The organism is Streptomyces sp. NPDC013317 (assembly GCF_055563155.1).
This window is the reverse complement of the sequence record NZ_JBVHDX010000004.1, coordinates 340,083-365,649: the sequence shown is the minus strand read 5'-3', so window position 1 is coordinate 365,649 and position 25,567 is coordinate 340,083. Positions and strand designations below refer to the sequence as shown.

20 protein-coding genes are annotated in these 25,567 nt (G+C 69.1%); 12 read left to right on the top strand and 8 right to left on the bottom strand.

Annotated elements, in window-relative coordinates; translation table 11 throughout:
• The first annotated feature begins 95 nt into the window (after nt 1-95).
• Both ACZ3IJ_RS14355 and ACZ3IJ_RS14350 read left to right on the top strand, forming a co-directional pair.
• Nucleotides 96-1,214: a lipid II:glycine glycyltransferase FemX gene (locus ACZ3IJ_RS14355; protein WP_391800041.1), complete on the top strand. Its 1,119-nt coding sequence runs from the start codon at nt 96-98 to the stop codon at nt 1,212-1,214.
• 97 nt (nt 1,215-1,311) lie between these two features.
• Nucleotides 1,312-2,343, top strand: coding sequence for an alanine racemase (locus ACZ3IJ_RS14350; RefSeq protein ID WP_391800042.1), 1,032 nt, complete (start codon nt 1,312-1,314; stop codon nt 2,341-2,343).
• A gap of 15 nt (nt 2,344-2,358) precedes the next feature.
• Here ACZ3IJ_RS14350 and ACZ3IJ_RS14345 read toward each other — a convergent pair whose 3' ends face one another.
• The 3 genes from ACZ3IJ_RS14345 to ACZ3IJ_RS14335 form a co-directional block, all read right to left on the bottom strand.
• Nucleotides 2,359-3,879, bottom strand: coding sequence for a glycosyltransferase family 87 protein (locus ACZ3IJ_RS14345; protein ID WP_467468030.1), 1,521 nt, complete (start codon nt 3,877-3,879; stop codon nt 2,359-2,361).
• 126 nt (nt 3,880-4,005) lie between these two features.
• A complete protein-coding gene (locus tag ACZ3IJ_RS14340) occupies nt 4,006-6,387 on the bottom strand; it encodes a transglycosylase domain-containing protein (protein ID WP_467468406.1) in 2,382 nt (793 codons plus the stop codon).
• A complete protein-coding gene (locus tag ACZ3IJ_RS14335) occupies nt 6,384-6,557 on the bottom strand; it encodes a hypothetical protein (RefSeq protein ID WP_467468434.1) in 174 nt (57 codons plus the stop codon). Before ACZ3IJ_RS14335 ends, ACZ3IJ_RS14340 begins: the two co-directional genes overlap by 4 nt.
• Nucleotides 6,558-7,089: 532 nt before the next feature.
• Here ACZ3IJ_RS14335 and ACZ3IJ_RS14330 point away from each other — a divergent pair.
• The 3 genes from ACZ3IJ_RS14330 (at nt 7,090) to ACZ3IJ_RS14320 (ending at nt 10,247) form a co-directional block, all read left to right on the top strand.
• Nucleotides 7,090-7,779, top strand: a complete 690-nt coding sequence (locus ACZ3IJ_RS14330; protein ID WP_356887272.1) for a PadR family transcriptional regulator — start codon at nt 7,090-7,092, stop codon at nt 7,777-7,779.
• Between the two features lie 48 nt (nt 7,780-7,827).
• Nucleotides 7,828-8,910, top strand: a complete 1,083-nt coding sequence (locus tag ACZ3IJ_RS14325; protein WP_391800044.1) for an inositol-3-phosphate synthase — start codon at nt 7,828-7,830, stop codon at nt 8,908-8,910.
• A gap of 77 nt (nt 8,911-8,987) precedes the next feature.
• Nucleotides 8,988-10,247 (top strand): MFS transporter, encoded by a 1,260-nt coding sequence (locus tag ACZ3IJ_RS14320; RefSeq protein ID WP_467468029.1) that lies wholly within the window; start codon nt 8,988-8,990, stop codon nt 10,245-10,247.
• 74 nt (nt 10,248-10,321) lie between these two features.
• Here the strand turns inward: ACZ3IJ_RS14320 and ACZ3IJ_RS14315 are convergent, their stop codons facing one another.
• The gene (locus ACZ3IJ_RS14315; protein ID WP_467468027.1) at nt 10,322-11,764 is read right to left on the bottom strand and encodes a CCA tRNA nucleotidyltransferase; all 1,443 of its coding nucleotides are present in this window, start codon (nt 11,762-11,764) and stop codon (nt 10,322-10,324) included.
• A 183-nt stretch (nt 11,765-11,947) separates the two neighbouring features.
• On the opposite strand from ACZ3IJ_RS14315, the gene ACZ3IJ_RS14310 reads away from it, so the two are divergent.
• From ACZ3IJ_RS14310 to trxA, 7 genes are all read left to right on the top strand, one after another.
• Entirely contained in the window at nt 11,948-14,266 is a 2,319-nt protein-coding gene (locus ACZ3IJ_RS14310) for a DUF6049 family protein (protein WP_467468026.1), read from the top strand.
• A 45-nt stretch (nt 14,267-14,311) separates the two neighbouring features.
• Nucleotides 14,312-16,522 carry a murein biosynthesis integral membrane protein MurJ gene (gene murJ / locus ACZ3IJ_RS14305; RefSeq protein WP_467468024.1) on the top strand — a complete coding sequence of 737 codons (2,211 nt, stop codon included), beginning with the start codon at nt 14,312-14,314 and terminating at the stop codon, nt 16,520-16,522.
• A gap of 118 nt (nt 16,523-16,640) precedes the next feature.
• A complete protein-coding gene (locus tag ACZ3IJ_RS14300) occupies nt 16,641-18,350 on the top strand; it encodes a protein kinase family protein (protein ID WP_467468023.1) in 1,710 nt (569 codons plus the stop codon).
• 25 nt (nt 18,351-18,375) lie between these two features.
• Nucleotides 18,376-19,080 (top strand): RNA polymerase sigma factor SigM, encoded by a 705-nt coding sequence (sigM, locus tag ACZ3IJ_RS14295; RefSeq protein WP_467468021.1) that lies wholly within the window; start codon nt 18,376-18,378, stop codon nt 19,078-19,080.
• The gene (locus tag ACZ3IJ_RS14290) at nt 19,077-20,006 is read left to right on the top strand and encodes an anti-sigma factor (protein WP_467468019.1); all 930 of its coding nucleotides are present in this window, start codon (nt 19,077-19,079) and stop codon (nt 20,004-20,006) included. Before sigM ends, ACZ3IJ_RS14290 begins: the two co-directional genes overlap by 4 nt.
• A 127-nt stretch (nt 20,007-20,133) precedes the next feature.
• On the top strand, nt 20,134-21,108 hold the full coding sequence (trxB, locus tag ACZ3IJ_RS14285) for a thioredoxin-disulfide reductase (protein WP_467468018.1): 975 nt from the start codon (nt 20,134-20,136) through the stop codon (nt 21,106-21,108).
• Nucleotides 21,109-21,155: 47 nt separating this feature from the next.
• A complete protein-coding gene (gene trxA, locus ACZ3IJ_RS14280) occupies nt 21,156-21,491 on the top strand; it encodes a thioredoxin (protein ID WP_352187218.1) in 336 nt (111 codons plus the stop codon).
• Between the two features lie 99 nt (nt 21,492-21,590).
• Here trxA and ACZ3IJ_RS14275 read toward each other — a convergent pair whose 3' ends face one another.
• The 4 genes from ACZ3IJ_RS14275 to rsmG form a co-directional block, all read right to left on the bottom strand.
• Nucleotides 21,591-22,208: a GNAT family N-acetyltransferase gene (locus ACZ3IJ_RS14275; RefSeq protein ID WP_352187219.1), complete on the bottom strand. Its 618-nt coding sequence runs from the start codon at nt 22,206-22,208 to the stop codon at nt 21,591-21,593.
• 163 nt (nt 22,209-22,371) lie between these two features.
• Nucleotides 22,372-23,478, bottom strand: coding sequence for a ParB/RepB/Spo0J family partition protein (locus ACZ3IJ_RS14270; protein WP_467468016.1), 1,107 nt, complete (start codon nt 23,476-23,478; stop codon nt 22,372-22,374).
• Complete coding sequence (locus ACZ3IJ_RS14265) at nt 23,475-24,551, bottom strand: ParA family protein (protein ID WP_391800223.1); 1,077 nt, start codon at nt 24,549-24,551, stop codon at nt 23,475-23,477. Before ACZ3IJ_RS14265 ends, ACZ3IJ_RS14270 begins: the two co-directional genes overlap by 4 nt.
• 290 nt (nt 24,552-24,841) lie before the next feature.
• Nucleotides 24,842-25,558 carry a 16S rRNA (guanine(527)-N(7))-methyltransferase RsmG gene (rsmG, locus tag ACZ3IJ_RS14260; RefSeq protein ID WP_385852082.1) on the bottom strand — a complete coding sequence of 239 codons (717 nt, stop codon included), beginning with the start codon at nt 25,556-25,558 and terminating at the stop codon, nt 24,842-24,844.
• Nucleotides 25,559-25,567: the final 9 nt, after the last annotated feature.

The window sequence follows — 25,567 nt, the reverse complement described above, 5'->3', positions numbered from 1 at the left end:
CACGTCCCATCGGGGCGCTCCCCGGTCACAGTAGGCTTCGGCGCGAGAGCCGGAGCCCCTGAACCGATGGGGACACACCTGCCGAGGAGCGCCCCGTGAGCCTGACCCTGAGGACCATCAGCCGTGAGCAGCATCTGGCATTCATCCAGAGCCAGCCCTCGGCGAGCCACTGCCAGGTCCCGGCGTGGGCTGATGTGAAGACCGAGTGGCGGTCGGAGAACCTGGGTTGGTTCGACAAGTCCGGCGAACTCGTCGGCGCGGGCCTCGTGCTCTACCGCCAGCTGCCGAAGATCAAGCGCTACCTGGCCTACCTGCCCGAGGGCCCGGTCATCAACTGGTACGCCCCGAACCTCGACGACTGGCTGCAGCCGATGCTGGCGCATCTCAAGCAGCAGGGCGCCTTCTCCGTGAAGATGGGCCCGCCGGTCGTCATCCGTCGCTGGGACTCCGCCGCGATCAAGTCCGGCATCCAGGACCCGGACGTGAAGCGCCTGAAGGACGTCGAGGCCTCGCACATCGAGCCGCGCGCCTTCGAAGTCGCCGACCGGCTGCGGAAGATGGGCTGGCAGCAGGGCGAGGACGGCGGCGCCGGCTTCGGTGACGTCCAGCCGCGCTACGTCTTCCAGGTACCGCTCGCCAACCGCTCGCTCGACGACGTCCTCAAGGGCTTCAACCAGCTGTGGCGCCGCAACATCAAGAAGGCAGACAAGGCCGGTGTCGAGGTCGTCCAGGGCGGCTACGAGGACCTCGCCGAGTGGCAGCGCCTGTACGAGATCACGGCCGTCCGCGACCACTTCCGCCCGCGCCCGCTGTCGTACTTCCAGCGCATGTGGACCGTCCTCAACAACGAGGACCCCAACCGCATGCGCCTGTACTTCGCCCGGCACAACGGCGTGAACCTCTCGGCGGCCACGATGCTCGTGGTCGGCGGGCACGTCTGGTACTCCTACGGCGCCTCCGACAACATCGGCCGCGAGGTCAGGCCCTCGAACGCGATGCAGTGGCGGATGCTGCGCGACGCCTATGCCATGGGTGCGACTGTCTACGACCTGCGGGGCATCTCGGACTCGCTCGACGAGACCGACCACCTCTTCGGTCTCATCCAGTTCAAGGTGGGAACGGGCGGCGAGGCGGTGGAGTACGTCGGCGAGTGGGACTTCCCGCTCAACAAGCTCCTGCACAAGGCGCTGGACATCTACATGTCGCGTCGCTGACGGGCCGGGCGTCGCGCCCGTAATCTCGTACGTAATCTCGTAAGTCTCGTACACACCTTTGATACACCGCAGCCACCAGAAAGGTTCCGGGCCGGCCATGGCGCTCTCCCTCTACGTCGACACCGCTCGCTGGCGGGCGCACCAGAAGTCCGTGATCGACCAGTTCCCCGGCCTGATCCCGGTCTGCAAGGGCAACGGCTACGGCTTCGGCCACGAGCGGCTGGCCGACGAGGCCTCGCGCTTCGGCTCGGACATGCTCGCCGTGGGCACCACGTACGAGGCCGCGAAGATCAAGGACTGGTTCGGCGGCGACCTGCTGGTCCTCACCCCGTTCCGGCGGGGCGAGGAGCCGGTGCCGCTGCCGGACCGCGTGGTCCGCTCCGTGTCCTCCGTGGACGGCGTGCACGCCCTCGTGGGCGCACGTGTGGTCATCGAGTGCATGAGCTCGATGAAGCGCCACGGCGTCCTCGAGGAGGACCTGGGACGGCTTCACGCGGCCATCGAGGACGTACGGCTCGAGGGCTTCGCCCTCCATCTGCCCCTGGACCGCACGGACGGCACCGACGCGGTCGAGGAGGTCATCGGCTGGATGGACCGGCTGCGGGCCGCACGGCTGCCGCTGCAGACCATGTTCGTCAGCCATCTGCGGGCCGAGGAGCAGGCCCGGCTCCAGCAGCAGTTCCCGCAGACCCGGTTCCGTGCCCGGATCGGCACCCGGCTCTGGCTGGGCGACCACGAGGCCACCGAGTACCGCGGGGCGGTCCTGGACGTCACACGCGTCGCCAAGGGCGACCGCTTCGGCTACCGGCAGCAGAAGGCCGCCTCCGACGGCTGGCTGGTGGTCGTCGCCGGCGGCACCTCCCACGGAGTGGGTCTGGAGGCGCCCAAGGCGATGCACGGTGTGATGCCACGCGCCAAGGGCGTGGCCCGCGCCGGTCTCGCGACCGTCAACCGGAACCTTTCTCCGTTCGTCTGGGCCGGCAAGCAGCGCTGGTTCGCCGAGCCGCCGCACATGCAGGTGTCGATCCTGTTCGTGCCGGCCGACGCCCAGGAGCCGAAGGTCGGCGACGAGCTCGTGGCCCATCTGCGGCACACGACGACGCAGTTCGACCGGCTCGTCGAGCGCTAGTCCGCAGGACGGGCCCTAGTCCGCCCGCAGGTCCCGGGGAGCCCCGTCCGCGGGTACTCCCCACTCCACACGCGGCCCCTCCACGGCCGGGGCCGCGTGCCGGGCGGGGTGGGCCGCCCTGCCCCGTACGAAAACGTCCTCAGCGCCGTCCAGGACGCCCCCGGAGGGATCGTCCGAGCCGTCCTGCCGCACCACGTCCCGTTCGGGCGCCAGGATGTCGCGCACGACCACCGCGCACAGGTACAGCGTGCCGACCAGGTGCAGCACGATCGCGAAGTGGTAGCCGTCCGTCGGCAGTCCCTGCTTGTTGCCGCTGGTGGTGAAGGCCAGGTACATCCAGATGCCCAGGAAGTACATGACCTCGCACGCCTGCCAGATCAGGAAGTCCCGCCAGCGCGGCCGGGCGAGGGCGGCGAGGGGGATGAGCCAGAGCACGTACTGCGGCGAGTACACCTTGTTGGTCAGCACGAACGCGGCCACGATGAGGAACGCCAGCTGGACGAACCGGGGCCGGCGGGGCGCCGTCAGCGCCAGGACGGCGAGGGCCGCGGCGACGATGGCCATCAGCACCATGGTGTACGTGTTGGCGCTGCCGGGGGAGATCTGCTCGCCGGTGCGCTGGCTGATCAGCAGCCAGACGGACCCGAAGTCGACGTTCCGCTCCTCGTTGAAGGCGTAGAACTGCTTCCAGCCCTCCGGCGCGAGCAGCATCACCGGCAGGTTCACGGCGAGCCACACACCGGCCGTCCCGACCAGCGCCGCGCCGAACTCGCGCCAGCGGCCGGCCCGCCAGCACAGCAGGAACAGCGGCCCCAGGATCAGGAACGGGTAGAACTTCGCCGCGATCGCCAGGCCGAGCAGGGCGCCGAACGCGAGTGGACGCCCGCGCGACCACATCAGGACGGCGGCCGAGGTCAGCGCCACGGCCAGCAGGTCCCAGTTGATCGTCGCCGTGAGCGCGAACGCGGGTGCCAGGGCGACCAGGAGGGCGTCCCAGGGCCGACGGCGGTGCGTACGGGCCACGCACACGGCCATGATGACGGCGCAGACCATCAGCATGCCCGTGTTGACCATCCAGTACATCTGCTCGCGGTGCACGAGGTCGCTGCCACCGGGCGTCAGCCAGGCCGCGACCTGCATGAACAGACCGGTGAGGACCGGGTACTCCAGGAACTCTATGTCGCCGCTCAGCCGGTCGAAGTACGGGACCAGGCCCTCGGCGAACCCGCGTCCGACGAAGAGATGGGGGATGTCGGAGTAACAGGCGTGGGTGTACTGCGAGGTGGTGCCCCGGAACCAGGCCCAGTCGTAACACGGGATCTTCTGCACCATGCCGAGCGCAAACATCCCGATGGCCACCAGTGCGATCACCCGCACAGGGGTGAGCTGCCCGCCGCCGAGCAGGGCCCGACGGCCGACCGGCCCGCCGATCAGCTCGCTGCCCGCCGCGGCGACCTCGTCGCGACGGGTGGGACACACCGTCGCCGGGTTCTGCGGCCGGTCCCGCTGCGGACTCGTCTTGTGGAGGCTCGGCATGGGGACATCCTGCCGTACGTCCCCGGGAAACGGTGAGGGCCGCCGTACCGGGCGACGTACGTGTGCGTACGTGCCGGGTACCGCGGCCCTCGGGGCGCTACCGGACAGTGCCCGGTGGGCGGGCTGTCAGCCGCCCAGCCAGCCGCTTCCGCCGCTGGCCCTGCCGGGTTTGCTGGTGTCCGTCGGTGTCGGTGACGTCGGAGTCGTCGGGGCCGTCGGTGTACCCGTCGCTCCGCCGTCCTGGCCGCCGTCCTGGCCGCCGTTCTGGCCGCCGTTGTCCTCGCACGGCCAGTCCCAGACGTCACAGGTCTTGTCCGGGCCGGGCGACTTGCTGGGCGTCTGCGACGGCGTCTGCGAGGGGGTGATGGTCGCGGACGGCGACTGCGACGGGGTCTCGGTCGGCGTCGGGGTGGGGCTGGCGGCGCCACCGCCGAAGACGGCCTCCGCGTCCAGGTCCTCCGGCTCCGGGAACGACTCGACCTTCATGCCCTTCAGGGCGTCGGTCATGTAGTCCTTCCAGATCTGCGAGGGGAAGGACGAACCGTGGATCTTGGGCTGGGCGCCCGTACCGAACATCGAGAGGAACTTACGGCCTTCCTTGCTCTCGTCGTCGTCGAAGCGGTACATGTCGATCGCGGTGGACAGGTTCGGGGTGTAGCCGACGAACCAGGCCGAGTTGTTGCCGTCGGTGGTACCGGTCTTGCCGGCCACGTCCCGGCCCGGGATCGCGGCCTTGCGGCCGGTGCCCTTCGGGTTCTCGACGACGTCGCGCAGGACATCGGTCACGTTGCTGGCGACCGCCGAGGAGAAGGCCCGCTCGGTCTTCGACTCGTGCTTGTAGATGACCTGACCCTTCTCCTTCACCTCCTTCACGGAGAACGGGTCGTTGCGCTCGCCGTTGTTCGCGAAGGTCGCGTACGCGCCGGCCATGCGGATGGCGCTCGGGTCGGAGATACCGAGGGAGAACGACGGCACGTTGGCCTTGACCAGCGAGCCTTCCCGCAGACCGGCCCTGACGGCCGTCTTGCGGACCTCGTCGATGCCGACGTCCATGCCGAGCTGCACATAGGGCGAGTTGGCGGAGCGGATCATCGCCTCGCGCAGGCTCATCGGGCCGTAGCTGGCGTCATCGTCGTTGACCTGCAGCCACTCCTCGCCCTTCTCGTTGTGCCAGACCGTGCCGTCGTAGTTCTTGATCCGGAGCTTGTTCTTGCCGTTGTAGCGGCTCTTGTTCGGGTCGACGATCGTGCGGGTCGTCGCGTCCTGGACCTTGCCCTCGTCGGGGTCGCGGACGCCGTACTCCATGGCCGCGGCCAGCACGAACGGCTTGAACGTCGATCCGACCTGAGCACCGGTCTGGTCGGCGTTGTTGGTGAAGTGCTTGGTGGCGTCGGTACCGCCGTAGAGGGCGACGATCTCACCGGTCTTCGGGTCGACCGAGGCACCGCCGAACTGGACGTGAGTGTCCTCCTTCGGCCGCTTCTTCGGGTCGATGTGCTCGTCGTAGACCTTCTTGATGGAGTCCTCGAGAGCCTTGACCTTCTTCTTGTCGAAGGTCGTGTAGATCTCGTATCCACCCCCGGCGAGCTTCTTCTCGTCCATCCCCGGATGGTTGTTGATGAAGTTGGCCTTGGCCGTGCTCACCAGGTAGCCGACCTGACCGGTCAGCTGGGCGTTCTTCTTCGGCGGCTGCACCTTGGGGAAGGCCGGGTACTTCGCCCGGTCCGCCGCGGTGATGTGCTGGTCCTTGACCATCTCGTCGAGGATCCACGACCAGCGGTCCGTGGCCCGCTTCAGGTTCGCCTGCGGCGTCGCCTGGGGATCGATCTCGGTGGAGCCGGCGGGGTCGTAGTACGTCGCGCCCTTGAGGAGCGAGGCGAGGAACGCGCACTCGCTCGCGTTGAGGTGCTTGGCGTCCTTGCCGAAGTACGTCCGGGCCGCCGCCTGGATGCCGTAGGCGCCACGCCCGTAGTACGCGGTGTTCAGGTAGCCCGCCATGATCTCGGGCTTCTCCATCTCGGCGCCGACCTTGATGGAGATGAAGAGCTCCTTGACCTTGCGAGACAGGGTCTGCGACTGGTCGTTGAGCAGGTTGTTCTTCACGTACTGCTGGGTGATGGTCGAGCCGCCCTGCGTCTCGCCGCCCTTGGCCATGTTCCAGACGGCGCGGCCGATGCCCATCGGGTCGACGCCGGAGTCGCTTCGGAACGTCTTGTTCTCGGCCGAGATCACCGCGTTCTGCATGTCCTTCGGGATCTGGTCGATCCCGATGATCTGTCGGTTGACCTCACCACCGGTCGCGGCCATCTGCGAGCCGTCGGACCAGTAGTAGACGTTGTTCTGCGCCTTGGCGGCCAGAGCCTCCTTGGGGATCCCCACCTGGGAGTACGCGATCGTCGCCGCGCCCATCACCAGGCCGAGGAAGGCCAGGCAGAGGCCTGAGACGAGCTTCCAGGAGGGCACCCAGCGGCGCCAGCCGTACTTGTCGTACCGCGGGTAGTCGATCAGGCGCTTCCTGCCCGGAGGGCGACCGCCCCCACGGCCACGGCCCGGGCCACCGCCCTGTCCGCCGCCTCCACCGCCGCGCCGGCCACCACCATGGCCGCCGCCCGCGCCGCCGTCGGGCGCACGCCGACGGCCTCCGCGCTGCGCGGCACGACGAGCCTCGGCCCGTCCACCGTAGGTGGTCTCCTCTCCGTACCCAGACGAAGGGGAGCCGGTGCTGACATCCCGTCCCTGGGCCGACCGGCGGCCCTGGGGCTGCTGGGCGGCGCGCCGGGCCGCCGCGCGGCCGCCACTCGGCGGCTGCGACTGCGGCATTTTGCGACGATGCTCGCTCATCGAACGACTACTCCTCGGGCAGGCGCGTACGCCTGGAAGCGGCAGTTGAGTTCCGGTCCCCCCGAAATGCGCACGGCCGAGCTTCACCAGAAGCCCTCCCGTACCGCAGCCGGTCACCCCGATCACTGACGCACTGCGGCGTCGCTCGGTTCCCGGTGGTCTGCATGCCGGACAGACTACGCACGGCCAAAACCCTCCTAGAGCCGAAGTTCACCCCAAATCAGGCAAGTCGATTGCTGTGAATTGACGATGTGACGCCGGTCACCGTGGCCCCACTTGTCGCAGCAGGATGGCCGTTCTATCGTCGTGATGTATCGAGTCGATACATCAGTACGGCATAAGGGCACCCGACAGCGGAGGAGGGGACGAATGAGCAGGCGCTCGGGAATCCTCGAATTCGCCGTTCTCGGCCTGCTCCGCGAGGCGCCCATGCACGGGTACGAGCTGCGCAAGCGGCTCAACACCTCGCTGGGCATCTTCCGGGCCTTCAGCTACGGGACCCTCTATCCCTGCCTCAAGACGCTGGTCGCCAACGGCTGGTTGATCGAGGAGCCGGGCAGCGCTCCCGAAGACGCCCTGGCCGCGTCACTCGCAGGACGCCGCGCCAAGATCGTCTACCGGTTGACGGCCGAAGGTAAGGAGCACTTCGAGGAGCTCCTCTCCCACACCGGCCCGGACACCTGGGAGGACGAGCACTTCGCCGCCCGCTTCGCCTTCTTCGGCCAGACCGAGCGCGAGGTGCGGATGCGCGTACTGGAAGGCCGCCGCAGCCGGCTGGAGGAGCGTCTGGAGAAGATGCGCGCCTCTCTGGCCCGCACACGCGAGCGCCTCGACGACTACACACTTGAGCTGCAGCGCCACGGAATGGAGTCCGTGGAGCGCGAAGTGCGCTGGCTGAACGAGCTCATCGAGAGCGAGCGGGCGGGGCGGGATCAGCGATCCGGTCCCGACGCCCCCGAGGGCGCCGCTCAGCAGGACAACGATTCTGGAGAAACGGGCGGCCTGCCCCGGCACGGGGGCAGTACCCGGCCGGATCCGTCCGACGACACCGCCAAGTGAATCCCTGCATCCCGCAGGGCTTCCACGATCACACAGGGAGCAACCGGAATGGGTTCGGTTCGCGTAGCCATCGTCGGCGTGGGCAACTGCGCCGCCTCGCTGGTACAGGGCGTCGAGTACTACAAGGACGCCGACCCGGCGTCCAAGGTGCCCGGCCTGATGCACGTCCAGTTCGGCGACTACCACGTCGGTGACGTGGAGTTCGTCGCCGCCTTCGACGTCGACGCGAAGAAGGTCGGCCTCGACCTCTCCGACGCCATCGGCGCCAGCGAGAACAACACCATCAAGATCTGCGACGTCCCGAACTCGGGCGTCACGGTCCAGCGCGGCCACACCTTCGACGGTCTCGGCAAGTACTACCGCATGACCATCGAGGAGTCCGCCGAGGCTCCCGTGGACGTCGTCCAGGTCCTCAAGGACAAGCAGGTCGACGTGCTCGTCTGCTACCTGCCCGTGGGCTCCGAGGAAGCGGCGAAGTTCTACGCGCAGTGCGCCATCGACGCCAAGGTCGCCTTCGTCAACGCCCTCCCGGTCTTCATCGCCGGCACCAAGGAGTGGGCCGACAAGTTCACCGAGGCCGGTGTCCCGATCGTCGGTGACGACATCAAGTCCCAGGTCGGCGCCACCATCACGCACCGCGTGATGGCGAAGCTGTTCGAGGACCGCGGTGTCCGTCTTGAGCGCACCATGCAGCTCAACGTCGGCGGCAACATGGACTTCAAGAACATGCTCGAGCGCGACCGCCTCGAGTCGAAGAAGATCTCGAAGACCCAGGCCGTCACCTCGCAGATCCCCGACCGCGAGCTGGGCGAGAAGAACGTCCACATCGGCCCGTCGGACTACGTGGCCTGGCTGGACGACCGCAAGTGGGCGTACGTCCGCCTCGAGGGTCGCGCCTTCGGTGACGTTCCGCTGAACCTGGAGTACAAGCTCGAGGTGTGGGACTCCCCGAACTCGGCCGGTGTCATCATCGACGCGCTGCGCGCCGCGAAGATCGCCAAGGACCGGGGCATCGGTGGCCCGATCCTCTCCGCCTCTTCGTACTTCATGAAGTCCCCGCCGGTGCAGTACTTCGACGACGAGGCGTTCGCCAACGTCGAGAAGTTCATCAAGGGCGAGGTCGAGCGCTGAGGCGCTGATCCACTTCGTCGATCGAGGGTCCCCGGTGTTTCACCCGGGGGCCCTCTTCGTATGTGAGTCTTGCTGCCATGCCCGTCGTACGTGATCTGCGCGTACTCCTGCGCCTGAAGAACTTCCGCCGCCTTCTCGCCGTCCGTCTGCTCTCCCAGTGCGCCGACGGCGTCTACCAGGTGGCACTGGCCACGTACGTCGTGTTCTCGCCCGAGAAGGAGACCTCTCCCGCGGCCATCGCCTCCGCCATGGCCGTGCTGCTCCTCCCGTACTCCCTCGTCGGGCCCTTCGCGGGCGTACTCCTGGACCGCTGGCAGCGACGCCAGGTCTTCCTCTACGGAAACCTGCTGAGGACCCTCCTCGCCTGCGGTACGGCGGTGCTGATGCTCGCCTCCGTGCCCGACTGGCTCTTCTACGCCTCCGCGTTGTCGGTGACGGCCGTCAACCGCTTCGTCCTCGCCGGTCTCTCGGCCGCACTGCCACGGGTCGTCGACGACGAGCGGCTGGTCGTCGCCAACTCCCTCTCCCCGACCGCCGGTACCGTGGCCGCGACCGCGGGAGGCGGACTGGCCTTCGGAGTGCGCATCCTGTCCGAGGACTCCGACGCAGCCGTCGTGGTGCTCGGCGCCCTCCTCTATCTCTGCTCCGCCCTCGCCTCCCTGCGGATGCCCCGGGAACTCCTCGGCCCCGACCCGGACCTCGTCCAGCCCCGGCTCCGTGCCGCGCTGGCGTCGACGGCCCATGGACTGGTGGCAGGACTGCGCCATCTGGCCGAGCGGCGGCCCGCGGCCCGCGCACTGGCCGCGGTGACCCTGATGCGCTTCTGCTACGGCGCCCTCACGGTGACCGTGCTGATGCTCTGCCGCTACGCCTGGAGCTCCACGGAGTCGGAAGGGCTCGCGCTGCTCGGTCTGGCCGTGGCGTTCTCCGGGGCCGGGTTCTTCGCGGCCGCCGTCATCTCGCCCTGGGCGATCGGGAGGTTCGGTCCCTTCGGCTGGATGATCGTGTGCTCGGGCTCAGCGGCCGTCCTGGAGCCGGCGCTGGGGATGCCCTTCGCACAGACCCCGCTGATGATCGCGGCCTTCCTCCTGGGGCTGGTCACCCAGGGCACCAAGATCGCGACGGACACCGTCGTCCAGACATCCGTGGACGACGCCTACCGCGGGCGGGTCTTCGCCCTCTACGACACGCTCTTCAACGTCGCTTTCGTAGGTGCGGCAGCGGTCGCGGCGCTGATGCTGCCGCCCGACGGCCGGTCCGTCCCTGTCGTACTGATGGTCGCCGCCGTCTATGCGTCGATCGCCTTGATGCTGTGGAACCGACGGAAGGAGGGGTGATGTTTCACGTGAAACATCACCCCTCCGTCGATGCCGCGCGTCGATGTTTCACGTGAAACATCGATCGCGTCGGCTCAGCCCTGAGCCGCCCACCACTCCTTGAGCGCCGCGACAGCAGCCTCATGCTCCATCGGCCCGTTCTCCAGACGCAGCTCCAGCAGGAACTTGTACGCCTGCCCGACGGCCGGGCCGGGACGGATGCCGAGGGTCTCCTGGATCTGGTTGCCGTCCAGGTCGGGACGGATCGCGTCCAGCTCCTCCTGCTCCTGGAGCTGAGCGATCCGCTCTTCCAGCCCGTCGTAGGCACGCGAGAGGGCGCCGGCCTTGCGCTTGTTCCGCGTCGTGCAGTCCGAGCGCGTCAGCTTGTGCAGCCGCGAGAGCAGAGGCCCCGCGTCGCGCACATAACGGCGGACGGCGGAGTCGGTCCACTCGCCCGTTCCGTATCCGTGGAAGCGCAGGTGCAGCTCCACCAGGCGCGAAACGTCCTTGATCATCTCGTTCGAGTACTTCAGCGCCGTCATGCGCTTCTTGGTCATCTTCGCCCCGACCACCTCGTGGTGGTGGAACGAGACCCGACCGTCCTTCTCGAAGCGCCGGGTGCGGGGCTTGCCGATGTCGTGCAGCAGCGCGGCGAGACGCAGCACGAGGTCCGGACCGTCCTCCTCCAGGTCGATCGCCTGGTCGAGAACGGTCAGGGAGTGCTCGTAGACGTCCTTGTGCCGGTGGTGCTCGTCACTCTCGAGCCGCAGCGCCGGCAGCTCCGGCAGCACATGGGCGGCCAGACCCGTGTCGACGAGCAGACCGAGCCCCTTGCGGGGGTGAGCGGCGAGCAAGAGCTTGTTGAGCTCCTCCCGGACCCGTTCCGCGGAGACGATCTCCAGACGGCCGGCCATCTCCGTCATCGCCGTGACGACCTCGGGGGCGACCTCGAAGTCGAGCTGGGCGGCGAAGCGCGCCGCGCGCATCATCCGCAGCGGATCGTCGGAGAACGACTCCTCCGGGGTGCCAGGAGTGCGCAGCACCCGCGCGGCAAGGTCGTCGAGGCCGCCGTACGGGTCGACGAACTCCTTCTCCGGCAGGGCCACGGCCATGGCGTTGACGGTGAAGTCACGCCGGACGAGGTCCTCCTCGATGGAGTCGCCGTAGGAGACCTCGGGCTTGCGCGAGGTGCGGTCGTACGCCTCGGAGCGGTACGTCGTCACCTCGATCTGGTAGCCGCTCTTCTGGCAGCCGACCGTGCCGAAGGCGATCCCGACCTCCCAGACCGCGTCGGCCCACGGGCGGACGATCTTCAGGACGTCCTCGGGTCGGGCGTCGGTGGTGAAGTCGAGATCGTTGCCGAGCCGCCCGAGCAACGCGTCCCGCACCGAGCCGCCGACCAGCGCGAGGCTGAAACCTGCATCCTGGAAACGGACGGCGAGGTCGTCGGCGACAGGGGACACGCGCAGTAGTTCGCTGACCGCGCGGCGTTGCACCTGGCTCAGTGCAGTCGGGGTGTCTTCGTTGGCGTTCGGCACAACAGAAAAGGGTACGTGCCCCGGCCCCCGCCGACGTCCCCGTTTTCCCGGGGGTCCGGCGATCCGGTCGAGATCGGCTGGAGCAGTCCCCGGCACTTGCTCCCAGCGTGCCTCGTTACCATGCGTGGACACAGCAATGGGGAACCACCTGCACCACTGATTACGACGAGGACGGGCGAACGCGTGGCCGAGGCGGCAGACATCCAGGGGACCCATCCCTCACCTGCCCGTCGGTGGCTGCGGCGCACGGCGTCCCTCCTCGCCGGTGCGCCCCTCCTCGCCGGGCTCCTGCAGGGCGCGGTGGCACCGCCGGCCGTCGCCGCGACCGCCATGGAACCGTCGGTCGTGACCGCTGAGGACGCCACCGGCTCACGCACCGTCGATGTGTCTCTCGACACGCTCAAGCCGAGCGCGCCGGTGGAGGGCGACACCGTCACGGTCTCCGGGACGGTGACCAACAACGGCAAGCAGACCGTGACCGATGCCACGGTGGACGTCAGGGTCGGCCCCCGGATGACGAGCCGGAGCCAGATCGAGCAGATCTCGGGCCGTACCGGTTTCCGGGCCGGCAGTGACCCCGCCCCGCTCGGCGGCCGGTACACGGTCAAGATCCCCAGCCTCGCGGCCGGACTCAGCAAGGACTTCACGCTCTCCGTCCCGGTCGACAAGCTCGGGCTCGAGGACGAGGGCGTCTACCAGCTGGGTGTCTCCCTCTCGGGCCAGACCGCCTCCCAGCCCGGGAAGCGCGTCCTCGGGATCGAGCGCACCTTCCTGCCGTACCAGCCCGAGGCGGCGGAGAAGAAGACCCAGCTCACCTACCTCTGGCCACTGATCTCCTCGGCTCACGTCTCCGCCGAGACCGGCTCCGACGACCAGCAGACGCCGGTCTTCGAGAACGACGACCTGGCCGCCGAGCTCGCCCCCGGCGGACGGCTGGACCAGATGGTGACGCTGGGCAAGGAGCTTCCCGTCACCTGGGTCATCGACCCGGACCTGCTGGCCACCGTCGACGCCATGACGCGGAGCTACCAGGTGAAGGACGGCACGGGCACGGTGCCGGGCACGAAGCAGGCCGTCGCCGAGCGGTGGCTGGACTCGCTGCAGAAGGCCGTGGTGGGCCGCAAGGTCGTCGCCCTGCCGTTCGCGGACCCGGACATCGCCTCCCTCGCCCACCGCGGCAAGGACGTCCCCGGCTCGCTGAGCCACCTCCAACCGGCGACCGAGCTGGCCGGGACGACCGTGGAGACCATCCTCCATGTGAAGCCGTCCACCGACTTCTCGTGGCCCGTGAACGGGGCCGTCGACCCCTCGATCATGGATGTGGCCACCTCGGCGGGCGCCCACAAGGTGATCGCCCGCAGCGACAGCTTCCGGGACGACCTCTCGTACACGCCGACGGCGGCCCGCCCCATCGGGGGCGGTACCACCGCCGTCGTGAGCGACGCCTCCCTCTCGACGGCCTTCGAGGGCGACTTGCTCCCCGCAGGGAACTCGACCCTCGCCGTCCAGGAGTTCCTCGCCCAGACGCTCGCGGTCACCCTGGAACAGCCCGAGCAGCAGCGCAGCATCGTGGTCGCTCCCCAGCGGATTCCGACCACCTCGCAGGCACAGAGCATGGCGACCGCACTGCGCGGCCTGACGGCCCAGCGCTGGACGCAGCCCCTCGACCTCATCGCTGCCTCAGCCGTGAAGCCGGACCCCGACGCCGCCACCAAGGTGCCGGGCGCCTCCCGCTACCCCCGTGCGCTGCGCAAGCAGGAGCTCCCGGTCGAGGCCTTCCGCGACATGAAGAGCACCCGTGCCGACCTGGACGACTTCAAGGTCATCCTCACCCTGCCCGACCGCGTGGTGACGCCGTTCGGCAACGCCATCAGCCGCGAGATGTCCACCTCCTGGCGCGGCCAGGCCGCCTCCGCCTCGCTGTACCGGATCACGGTGCACCAGTACCTCGAGAGCCTCACGCGCGAGGTACAGCTCGTCGACAAGTCGGACCTCACGCTCTCCGGCCGCAGCGCCACCATCCCGGTGACCGTCCAGAACAAGCTGCTTCAGGGCGTGGACGATCTCGTCCTGAGGCTGACCTCCGGCAACAAGACCCGACTGAAGCTCAACGGCGGCGACGCCGTCGCCGAGCTCCCGGTCAAGATCGCCGCTGGGCACAGCCAGTCGGTGAAGTTCACCGCCTCGGCCAACGCCAACGGTCCGGTGCCGATGACGGCCCAGCTGTTCACCAAGGACGGCACACCGTACGGACAGGAGATGACCTTCACCGTGAAGGTCTCCGAGATCACTCCGACCGTGATGCTCGTCATCGCCGGCGGTGTGCTGCTCCTCGTCCTCGCCGGAGCCCGGATGTACACCCAGCGCAAGCGCGCGGCGGCACGGAACGCCGAAGCGGAGACTGCGGAGAGCGACGATCCGGAGCAGCCGAGTGACCCTGCGCCGGACACCGGTCCCGAAAGCGGCGACCCGTCCGACGCGGGTGAGAAGGTGGACCGTTGAGCGATGTCGTGGCCGGTCGGCCGGGGACGATGAGGTGGGGTAACCATGAACGCGCCGTACGACGGTGACCGCGGCCAGGGCGTGGGCGGCACCGAGCCGTCCGGTGGAACGCCCGCGGCGACCCCGGGACCCGGCCGGCCGCCGGGCCCTCCGTCGCAGCAGCAGCCCGCCTCGGACCCGTACGCTCAGAACCAGTACACCCAGGACCCCTACGTCCAGGACGCGTACGCTCACGACCCGTTCCAGGCACAGGACCTGTCGGCGCAGGACCCGGTGACCGAGGCGCTCTACGACCGCGCCGCGCACCCGCCGCCCCCGCCGGGCACGTACCAGGAGCCCCAGCCGCTCTACCAGCAGCCCGCGGCCCCGCAGCACGCCCCTGACCCCCGGGTATGGGCGCAGACCCCGGCGCCCGAGCCGGACGGCCCCTCGCGTCATCTGCCGTACGGCGACGACGCCCGCACCGTCCAGTTCACCGGGGTGGACGATCTCGTGACGCGGGCCGGCGACGAGCAGCCCGAGCCGGACGCCTTCGCCCATCTGTACCGGGATCAGCAGACGCCCGGCCAGGTGCCCCCGCCCGCCCCGGAGCCGAATCCGATGCCCGCTCCCGCACCGAAGAAGTCCGGCCGCGCCTCCGGCCTCCTGAAGTCCAGTGCGGTGATGGCGGCCGGCACCCTGGTTTCCCGGCTCACCGGCTTCGTCCGCAGCCTGGTGATCACCGGAGCGCTGGGCGCCGCCCTGCTCGGTGACACCTTCACCATCGCGTACACCCTGCCGACGATGATCTACATCCTCACCGTCGGCGGCGGCCTCAACTCGGTCTTCGTGCCGCAGCTCGTCCGCTCGATGAAGAACGACGAGGACGGCGGCGAGGCCTACGCCAACCGGCTGCTGACCCTGGTCATGGTCGCGCTCGGCGCCATCGTGGTCATCGCCGTCTTCGCCGCCCCGCTGCTGATCCGGCTGATGTCGAACACCATCGCCGACGACGCCGCGGCCAACAGCGTCGCCGTGACCTTCGCCCGCTACTGCCTGCCCACGATCTTCTTCATGGGTGTGCATGTGGTGATGGGTCAGATCCTCAACGCGCGGGGCAAGTTCGGCGCGATGATGTGGACGCCGGTCCTCAACAACATCGTCATGATCGTCACGTTCGGCCTGTTCATCTGGGTCTACGGCACCTCCGCCGAATCCCAGATGGGCGTGCAGACGATCCCCGACGACGGCATCCGTCTGCTCGGCATCGGCACCCTCCTCGGCCTGGTCGTCCAGGCGTTGGCGATGATCCCGTACCTCCGCGAGACGGGCTTCCGCTTCCGCCCCCGCTTCGACTGGAAGGGCCACGGCCTCGGCAAGACGGTCAAGCTCGCCAAGTGGACCGTGCTGTTCGTCCTCGCCAACCAGGCCGGCGTGCTCGTCGTGACCCAGCTCGCCACCGCGGCGGGCGAGGAGTCCGGCAAGAACGGCGCGGGCTTCCTCGCCTACTCCAACGCCCAGCTGATCTGGGGCATGCCGCAGGCCATCATCACCGTCTCGGTCATGGCCGCCCTGCTGCCCCGCATCTCCCGCGCCGCTCACGACGACGACCCCGGCGCCGTCCGCGACGACATCTCGCAGGGCCTGCGGAACTCCGCCGTCGCGATCGTCCCGGTCGCCTTCGCCTTCCTGGCGCTCGGCGTCCCGATGTGCACCCTGCTCTACGCCTCCAGCGGCGTCCAGGCCGCCCAGGGCATGGGATTCATCCTGATGGCCTTCGGCCTCGGCCTCATCCCGTACTCGGTCCAGTACGTGGTCCTGCGCGGCTTCTACGCCTACGAGGACACCCGGACGCCGTTCTACAACACGGTCATCGTCGCCGCCGTCAACGCGGCTGCCTCGGCCGCCTGTTACTTCGTGCTCCCCGCCCAGTGGGCCGTCGTCGGCATGGCCGCCTCCTACGGCCTCGCCTACGCCGTCGGTGTCGGCGTCGCCTGGCGGCGGCTGCGCAACCGGCTGGGCGGCGACCTGGACGGCGCCCACATCATGCGGACCTACGCCCGCCTCTGCTTGGCCTCGCTGCCCGCCGCGGTCGTGGCAGGCGCCGTCGGCTTCGGCCTGTTGAAGCTTCTCGGCGAGGGTGCTTTCGGCTCGCTCGTGGCCCTCGTCGTCGGCGGCGCCGTCCTGCTCGGCGTCTTCTTCGTGGCCGCGAAGCGCATGCGGATCGCGGAGCTGAACTCCATGGTCGGTATGGTCCGTGGACGCCTGGGACGATAGGAAGACAGCTGCCGCACAACCATCGTCGGCTGCCGCGTGTCGTGCATAGCGGCCGACTGTGGGCACAATTGGCATGGCTGTTGGATGTGGCGCAACGGATGGGGAGGCAGGAACGACGGTGGCGGAACGTAGCACGGCTGCCGTCGACGTGGCCGACAACAGCGGTGACGACCCGCTGACCGCCAAGGCGGAGAAGGCCGCGACCGACGGGGTGGCGGAAGCGCAGGACACGGTGGAGAAGTCCGCCGAGGTCGTAGAGGACGACGCCGCTCAGCGGCAGAACGGCGAACAGCCCTCCATCGAGACTCCCGAGCTGCACAGCGGCCACAAGTTGGCCAGGCGGTACCGACTGGAGGAGTGCGTCACTCGTCTGGACGGTTTCAGCAGTTGGCGTGCCGTCGACGAGAAACTTCGGCGTGCCGTCGGAGTGCATCTGCTGCCGGCCGACCACCCACGGGCCCGTTCGGTCCTCGCGGCGGCCCGTTCCTCGGCGCTCCTCGGAGATCCCCGCTTCGTCCAGGTCCTCGACGCCGTCGAGGAGAACGACCTCGTGTACGTCGTGCACGAGTGGCTTCCCGACTCCACCGAGCTGACGGCGCTGCTCGCCGCCGGCCCGCTCGAGCCGCACGACGCCTACCAGCTCGTCAGCCAGGTCTCGCAGGCCATGGCCGCGGCGCACCGCGAAGGCCTGGCGCACCTGCGCCTCACGCCCAGCGCCGTACTGCGCAGCTCCACGGGTCAGTACCGGATCCGCGGCCTGGCAGTGAACGCCGCGCTGCGGGGCATCAGCGCCGATCGCCCCCAACGCACGGACACCGAGGCGATCGGCGCCCTGCTCTACGCGGCGCTGACCCAGCGCTGGCCGTACGACAGCGACGCCTACGGCCTCTCCGGCTTGCCCAAGGGCGTCGGCCTGCTCCCTCCCGACCAGGTGCGGGCAGGGGTCCACCGCGGTCTCTCCGAGATCGCGATGCGCGCCCTGGCCAACGACGGGGCCACCGCCTCGCGCCAGGAGCCGCCCTGCACCACTCCGGACGAGCTCGCCAAGGCCGTCGCGGCGATGCCCCGCATCCGCCCGCCGGAGCCCGAGTTCCCCGCCCCTCCCGACTACCAGCGCACGACCTACCAGCAGGGCACCTACGGCCGCCCGCAGCCCCGACCGGGCGTCCCGCCGACCCAGCCCGTGATCGCGCCTCCCGCCCCGCTGGAGAGCCCTACCGGCAGGGTTCTGAAGTGGGCCGTGTCGGCGCTGCTCATCGCCGCCCTCGGGCTCGGCAGCTGGCAGATCGCGGACCGTCTCCTCGATCAGGACAGGAACAAGGAGACCCCGCAGACCACCCAGCCGCAGAACAACGACGACGCCGAGAAGGAGCCCGAGACGGGCAAGCCGGTCACGATCGCCGGAGCCCAGGACTTCGACCCCCAGGGCGACGGCGCCGAGACCCCGTCGGAGATAAAGAACGCCTTCGACGGCAACCCCTCCACCTCCTGGCAGACGTCCATCTACTACGGGTACTCGAACTTCGGCAGGCTCAAGGAAGGCGTGGGCCTCGTACTGGACCTCGGCACGGTCCAGCAGGTCTCGAAGGTCGATGTCACCTTCCAGGGCACGACCGCCGTCCAGTTGCGGGCAGCACCCGAGAACGCCACGTCCCAGCCGGCGGCACCCGAGCACTTCACGACCGTCGCCTCGGGCTCGGGTACGCAGGTCGCACTCACGGCCGACAAGCCCGTGAAGACGCGCTACGTTCTCGTCTGGCTGACCGACCTGCCCAGCAGCGGCGGCGGCTACCGCGGCAAGATCACGGATATCAAGATCACCAGCTGACGGCATCGGGGGAGGGGGCTCACCGTTGGAACAGGCCATAGGCGGCGACACCAGCGACCAGGAACTCCTGGCGCGCCATGTCGCCGGCGACCCCGACGCCTTCGGTGAGCTCGTGCGGCGCCACCGCGATCGACTCTGGGCTGTGGCGCTGCGGACGCTGGGCGACCGCGAGGAGGCCGCTGACGCCCTCCAGGACGCCCTGGTGTCGGCCTTCAGGGCCGCCCACACCTTCCGCGGCCAGTCGGCCGTCACGACCTGGCTCCACCGCATCACCGTGAACGCCTGTCTCGACCGAGTGCGTAAGGCCGCATCCCGCAGGACCTCCCCCATGGACGACACCGCACGCTTCGAGCAGCTCCTCGAACCCGCGGAGTCTGCCGAGGCCCCGGCCGAGCGCCAGGACCTCCACCGGGAACTGGTGGCAGCGCTCGCCACGCTCCCCGCAGACCAGCGGGCCGCTCTCGTCCTCGTGGACATGCAGGGCTACCCGGTGGCAGAAGCCGCCCGCATCCTGGACGTCCCCACCGGAACGGTGAAGAGCCGCTGTTCGCGCGGGCGCGCCCGGCTGCTCCCCATGCTCAGCCATCTGCGCACCGACACCGTGGGTAACGAAGGCCCCGACCGGGGAAGGAACCGGACGCCGGGGACATCCGTCCCACCGGTGTCGGGGCCATCGGATACCGGACCGAGCGGGCCGGCTGCTGTGAAGGGCGGAGGTGGGCGCGCGTGACTTCCACGACCGGCAGGGCCGACACAGCACAGCACCCGGACGTATCGGAGATCTCCGACCTGACCGAGGGGCTGCTCTCGCCGTCCCGTACGGCGGAGGTGCGTCGGCATATCGAGGGCTGCTCGCTGTGCGCGGACGTACAGACCTCCCTGGAGGAGATCCGGGGCCTGCTCGGCACCCTGCCCGGCCCGCCCCGTATGCCCGCCGACATCGCGGGCCGTATCGACGCCGCCCTGGCCGCCGAGGCACTGCTCGACGCCACCACGCCCGACATCGGCGCGCATGTTTCACGTGAAACAGCGGGCGATCAGCGCGACGCCCGGCCCTCCACGGCGGCGTCTGATCCCGCCCCGGATCGGCCCGCCGGACACCCTCGCGCCACCACGGGCCGGGCCACCACAGGCCCTGGTCGCTCCAAAGCCCGACGCCGCCGCGCCGCCGCTCTGGGGGCGGTCTTCGGCGCAGCCGCGCTCGGCATGACGCTCTTCCTCACCCAGGGAGGAATGCAGTCGCTCACCGGGGGTGAATCGGCCGACAAAAAGACCTCCACCGCCGCGAGCAGTATCGGCGACGACCGGTTCAACGACCGGCCGGTGGAAGCCCAGGTCCAGGAGCTGCTCCAGGGGGACAACGTCAGGGCCCCCAAGACCAGCCCGGAATCACTCAGCGCCGAGGGCGGCAACACCCCCAAGCGGGGGACGGACGAGACCCTGCCCGACTGCGTCAAGGCCGGCACCGGTCGTACCGACACCGTGCTCGCCTTCCAGAGGGGCGAATACCAGGGAACCCCCGCCTATCTCCTCGTCCTGCCCGAGGGCACCGCGGGCACGCATGTGCAGGCGTACGTCCTGGATGCCTCCTGCGCCGAGAACCCGGGACCGGCCAAGGCCGAGATTCTGTCGACGCAGACCTACCCTCGCTCCTGACTCCTCAGCCGTGCCGTGCGGCATTCTCGGGAATGCTTGCCCCGTAGGATCCGTTGGGTGGGGTGAGAGTCACCGATACGACCGCCCCGTAGGCAGTAGGCAGTCTGCAGAGACGAGGAAGAAACCCGTGAGCGACGTCCGTAACGTGATCATCATCGGCTCCGGGCCCGCGGGTTACACCGCTGCGCTCTACACGGCGCGTGCGTCGCTGAAGCCGCTGGTCTTCGAGGGGGCTGTCACCGCCGGTGGCGCTCTGATGAACACGACCGACGTGGAGAACTTCCCCGGCTTCCGTGACGGCATCATGGGCCCGGACCTGATGGACAACATGCGCGCCCAGGCCGAGCGCTTCGGCGCCGAACTGGTGCCCGACGACATCGTGGCCGTGGACCTGACCGGCGAGATCAAGACCGTCACGGACACCGCCGGCACCGTGCACCGCGCCAAGGCCGTCATCGTCACCACCGGCTCCCAGCACCGCAAGCTCGGTCTCCCCAAGGAGGACGAGCTCTCCGGCCGCGGAGTCTCCTGGTGCGCCACCTGCGACGGGTTCTTCTTCAGGGACCAGGACATCGCCGTCGTCGGCGGCGGTGACACCGCGATGGAGGAGGCCACCTTCCTCTCGCGCTTCGCCAAGTCCGTGACGATCGTCCACCGCCGTGACTCCCTGCGCGCCTCCAAGGCCATGCAGGAGCGTGCCTTCGCCGACCCGAAGATCAAGTTCGCCTGGGACAGCGAGGTGGCCGAGATCCACGGAGACCAGAAGCTCTCCGGCCTGACGCTCCGCAACACCAAGACGGGCGAGACCACCGAGCTGGCCGCTACCGGTCTGTTCATCGCCGTGGGCCACGACCCGCGCACCGAGCTCTTCAAGGGCCAGCTGGAGCTGGACGAGGAGGGCTACCTCAAGGTGGCCGCCCCCTCGACCCGGACCAACCTCGCCGGTGTCTTCGGCGCCGGTGACGTCGTCGACCACACCTACCGTCAGGCGATCACCGCTGCGGGCACCGGTTGCTCCGCCGCACTCGACGCCGAGCGCTTCCTCGCCGCCCTCGCCGACAGCGAGAAGAGCGAGAAGCTCGCCGAGACCCCCGCGGTCTGACCCTCACCTTCACCACTCACACCCCGCAAAGTTAAAGGGAGGTTGCCGTGGCCGGCACCCTGAAGAACGTGACCGACGCCGACTTCGATGAGGTCGTCCTCAAGAGTGACAAGCCTGTCCTGGTGGACTTCTGGGCCGAGTGGTGCGGCCCGTGCCGCCAGATCGCCCCGTCGCTGGAGGCCATCGCCGCTGAGCACGGCGAGATCGAGATCGTGAAGCTCAACATCGACCAGAACCCGGCCACGGCCGCCAAGTACGGCGTCATGTCCATCCCGACGCTCAACGTGTACCAGGGCGGCGAGGTCGTGAAGACGATCGTCGGCGCGAAGCCGAAGGCCGCGCTCCTCCGCGACCTCGAGGGCTTCGTCGAGGCCACTGCCTGACACCCCTGTTTCACGTGAAACACCGACGGCCCGCCTCCTCAGGGAGGCGGGCCGTCGTCGTGAGGATCCCAGGGAGGCGGTCGGACCGGCGGTGCTCGGTCAGAGCGGCCGCAGCGCAGGTTCCTTCTGGACGGCGCCCAAGAGCCGGTCCAGGGCCAGCTCCACGTCTTCCTTCCACGACAGCGTCGTCCTCAGCTCCAGCCTCAGGCGCGGATACGTCGGGTGGGGCCGTACGGTCTTGAAGCCCACCGCCGTGAGGTGGTCCGTGGGGAGCACACAGGCCGGCTCCTTCCACCGTGCATCCCCGAAGGCCTCGATCGCCTTGAAGCCCCGGCGCAACAGATCTTTGGCGACGGTCTGCACCATCATCCGGCCGAGCCCCTGCCCCTGATACCCCGGCATGATCCAGGCAGTCATCAACTGGACCGAATCCGCGGAGACCGGGCTCGTGGGGAAGGCCATGGAGCGCGGCACGTACGCGGGCGGCGCGTACAGAACGAAGCCGACAGGCACCTCGTCGACGTAGACCACGCGACCGCAGGATCCCCACTCCAGCAGCACAGCCGAGATCCAGGCCTCCTTCTCCAGCTCCGGCCGGCCCGCCTTCACCGCCGCTTCCCCGCTCACCGGGTCCAGCTCCCAGAAGACGCAGGAGCGACATCGCTTGGGGAGGTCAGGAAGGTTGTCCAGAGTGAGCGGTACGAGCCGACGCCCCACGGCTGTTCCCTCGCTTCCCACGGCCTTCGCAGTACGGATACGCCCTCCCAGAATCGTATCGATGGGGCGTTCGGGGCGATACCGCTCGCAGGCAAAGGGCGGACCGTGTTCCGGCTTTCACCGGATCACGGCCCGCCCTGAGTCGCGGAGGCAGGGGGTGAGGTCAGCCCTCGACGTCCTCGTCGCCCTGCTCGGGGCTCCCCTGATCCATGACACGTCCCTCGCCGGGCGCCAGGGTCGAGAGGATCCGGTCCAGATCCTCCATCGAGGCGAACTCGACGACGATCTTGCCCTTCTTCTGACCCAGATCGACCTTCACCCGGGTCTCGAAACGATCAGAGAGCCGCGAGGCCAGACCCGTCAGCGCCGGAGAGACACGCGCCCCGGCCCGAGGACCCTTGGGCTTGGTCGTGGAGGTGGGCTCGGAGCCCATCAGCGTCACGATCTCCTCGACCGCACGCACCGAGAGCCCCTCGGCCACGATCCGGTACGCCAGCTTGTCCTGCGTCTCCGGGTCCTCCACGGAGAGCAGCGCGCGTGCGTGGCCGGCGGAGAGCACACCCGCGGCGACGCGACGCTGAACCGGAGGAGAAAGCCGCAGCAGACGCAGCGTGTTGGAGACCTGCGGACGCGAGCGCCCGATCCGGTCGGCCAGCTGGTCATGGGTGCAGTTGAAGTCCTTCAGCAGCTGGTCGTAGGCGGCGGCCTCTTCCAGCGGGTTCAACTGCGCCCGGTGAAGGTTCTCCAGGAGCGCGTCCAGGAGAAGCTTCTCGTCCTCCGTCGCCCGGACGATCGCAGGGATACGCTCCAGGCCTGCCTCACGGCACGCCCTCCAACGGCGCTCACCCATGATCAGTTCGTAGCGCTCAGCACCCAGCTGCCGCACGACGACCGGCTGCAGCAGGCCGACCTCCTTGATGGAGGTGACCAGCTCCGCGAGTGCGTCCTCGTCGAACACCTCACGAGGCTGCTTCGGGTTGGGCGTGATGAAGTCCAACGGCAGCTCGGCGAAGTGCGCACCGGCGGGAGCCTCCGGCTCCACCACCACGGGCGCCTCGGCGACCGGGACCACACTGTCCGGGGACTGCGGACTCTGCGGCAGCGTCGCCACCTTCGCGGCTGCCACCCCACGCTCGGAGGAGAGCGCCGGAACGGGCACGGGAGAAGCGGATCCCGCCGCCCCGCCGGCTGCCGGCACCTGCCGCTCCTGGGGAGCAGCGGGGATCAGCGCACCGAGCCCACGCCCCAACCCTCTACGTCGCTCACTCACTGGATCCCCTCCGACATGCTGTGCTGGCTGTTCTGGTGACCCATGTGGCCGTGCTGCGGGTCGTAGTGAATACCGACGCCCCGCATCGCGATCTCACGGGCCGCCTCGAGATACGACAGCGAGCCGCTGGAGCCCGGGTCGTAGGTGAGGACGGTCTGTCCGTAGCTCGGCGCCTCCGAGATGCGGACGGACCTCGGGATGCTGGTCCGGAGCACCTCCTCGCCGAAGTGACTGCGCACCTCGTCGGCGACCTGCGAGGCGAGCCTCGTCCGGCCGTCATACATGGTGAGCAGAATCGTCGAGACATGCAGCGTGGGATTGAGGTGCCCACGCACCAGGTCCACGTTCCGCAGGAGCTGGCCCAGGCCCTCCAGTGCGTAGTACTCACACTGGATCGGGATCAGCACCTCGGCGCCGGCCACCAGGGCGTTGACCGTGAGCAGGCCGAGCGAGGGCGGGCAGTCGATGAGGATGTAGTCCAGCGGCTGCTCGTACGCCTGGATGGCCCGCTGCAGCCGGCTCTCCCGCGCCACCAGCGACACAAGCTCGATCTCCGCACCGGCGAGATCGATGGTGGCGGGGGCACAGAAGAGGCCCTCGACATCCCGCACCGGCTGCACCACGTCGGAGAGCGGCTTGCTCTCCACGAGGACGTCGTAGATCGAGGGCACGTCGGCGTGGTGATCGATACCGAGGGCTGTCGAGGCATTGCCCTGGGGGTCCAGGTCGATGACCAGCACACGGGCACCGTGCAGCGCCAGGGAAGCAGCAAGATTGACCGTCGTGGTCGTCTTGCCCACTCCGCCCTTCTGGTTGGCCACCACCATCACGCGGGTCTGGGCAGGCCGGGGAAGACCCTCTCCGGCGCGCCCCAGCGCCTCTACTGCCAATTGGGCAGCACGACCGATGGGGGTGTCGTCCATCGGGGGCGGTGTTTCACGTGAAACATCCTCCCCCGCCGATTCGGTTCGGGGACCGGGGACCGGATCGGTCATCGGTCCCGCGATGTTGGCGTCGGACCGCAAGGATTCACTCTCCTCGGCTTCAGGCTCGCGATGAACAGAGCCTGCCATGCTTTCGGGGTCGTGAACCAGCGAGGCCCGTGGTTCTGTGGATGAATCCACCTCTGTGGACAATCCCGTCCCCCTCGCGAGTGGTTTCGCGAGGGGTTTGCGGTCCCGGGGCGTGGCAGCCGCGCGGCCGCGGCTGATGATCCCCTGCAGCAGTGAGCGACGTTTCACGTGAAACACGATGCACGTGCAGCCGACCCAGGACCGTTCGACACTCCGAAATACGTACGTATGGCAGCTTGTACGGATCAGTTGCGCAGCGTTGACGGCTCGAAATGCGTCACGTTGACGGCTCAGCGGCGGCGCCGGGTCCTGCTCGGGCGGGCGGCCTTGGCCCGCTTCGCGGCGAATCTCACACCGCCCGGGCTCTCGCCGACCTCCACCCGTACGACCGTCGACAGCGGGTCCACGATCCCCTCGCCGACCTGAAGCACGGACGTGCCCACCACACCCAGCCTGGAGAGCGCGGCGCGGGCGCCGTCGATCTCCTCCTCCGCGGTGTCGCCCTTGAGGGCCAGCATCTCGCCGTACGGACGGAGCAGCGGGACGCCCCAGCCGGCAAGCCGGTCCAGCGGCGCCACGGCGCGCGCCGTCACGACGTGCACCGGAGAGAAGTTGCCGAGTACCTCCTCGGCGCGGCCCCGCATCACCGTCACATGATCCAGACCCAGCAGCTCGACGACCTCCTGGAGGAAGTTCGTGCGCCGGAGCAGCGGCTCCAGGAGCGTGATCTTCAGGTCGGGACGTACCAGCGCCAGCGGGATACCCGGCAGCCCGGCGCCCGAGCCGACATCGCACACGGTGACGCCCTCAGGCACCACCTCGGAGAGCACGGCACAGTTCAGCAGGTGCCGCTCCCAGAGACGGGGAACCTCACGCGGGCCGATCAGCCCCCGCTTGACGCCCGCATCCGCGAGGAGCTCCGCGTACCGGACGGCCTCCGGGAAGTACTCGCCGAATACCGTCCGCGCCTGTTCGGGCGCAGGGGGGAGCTCCGCTGCCTCCGTCACGGGAACCGT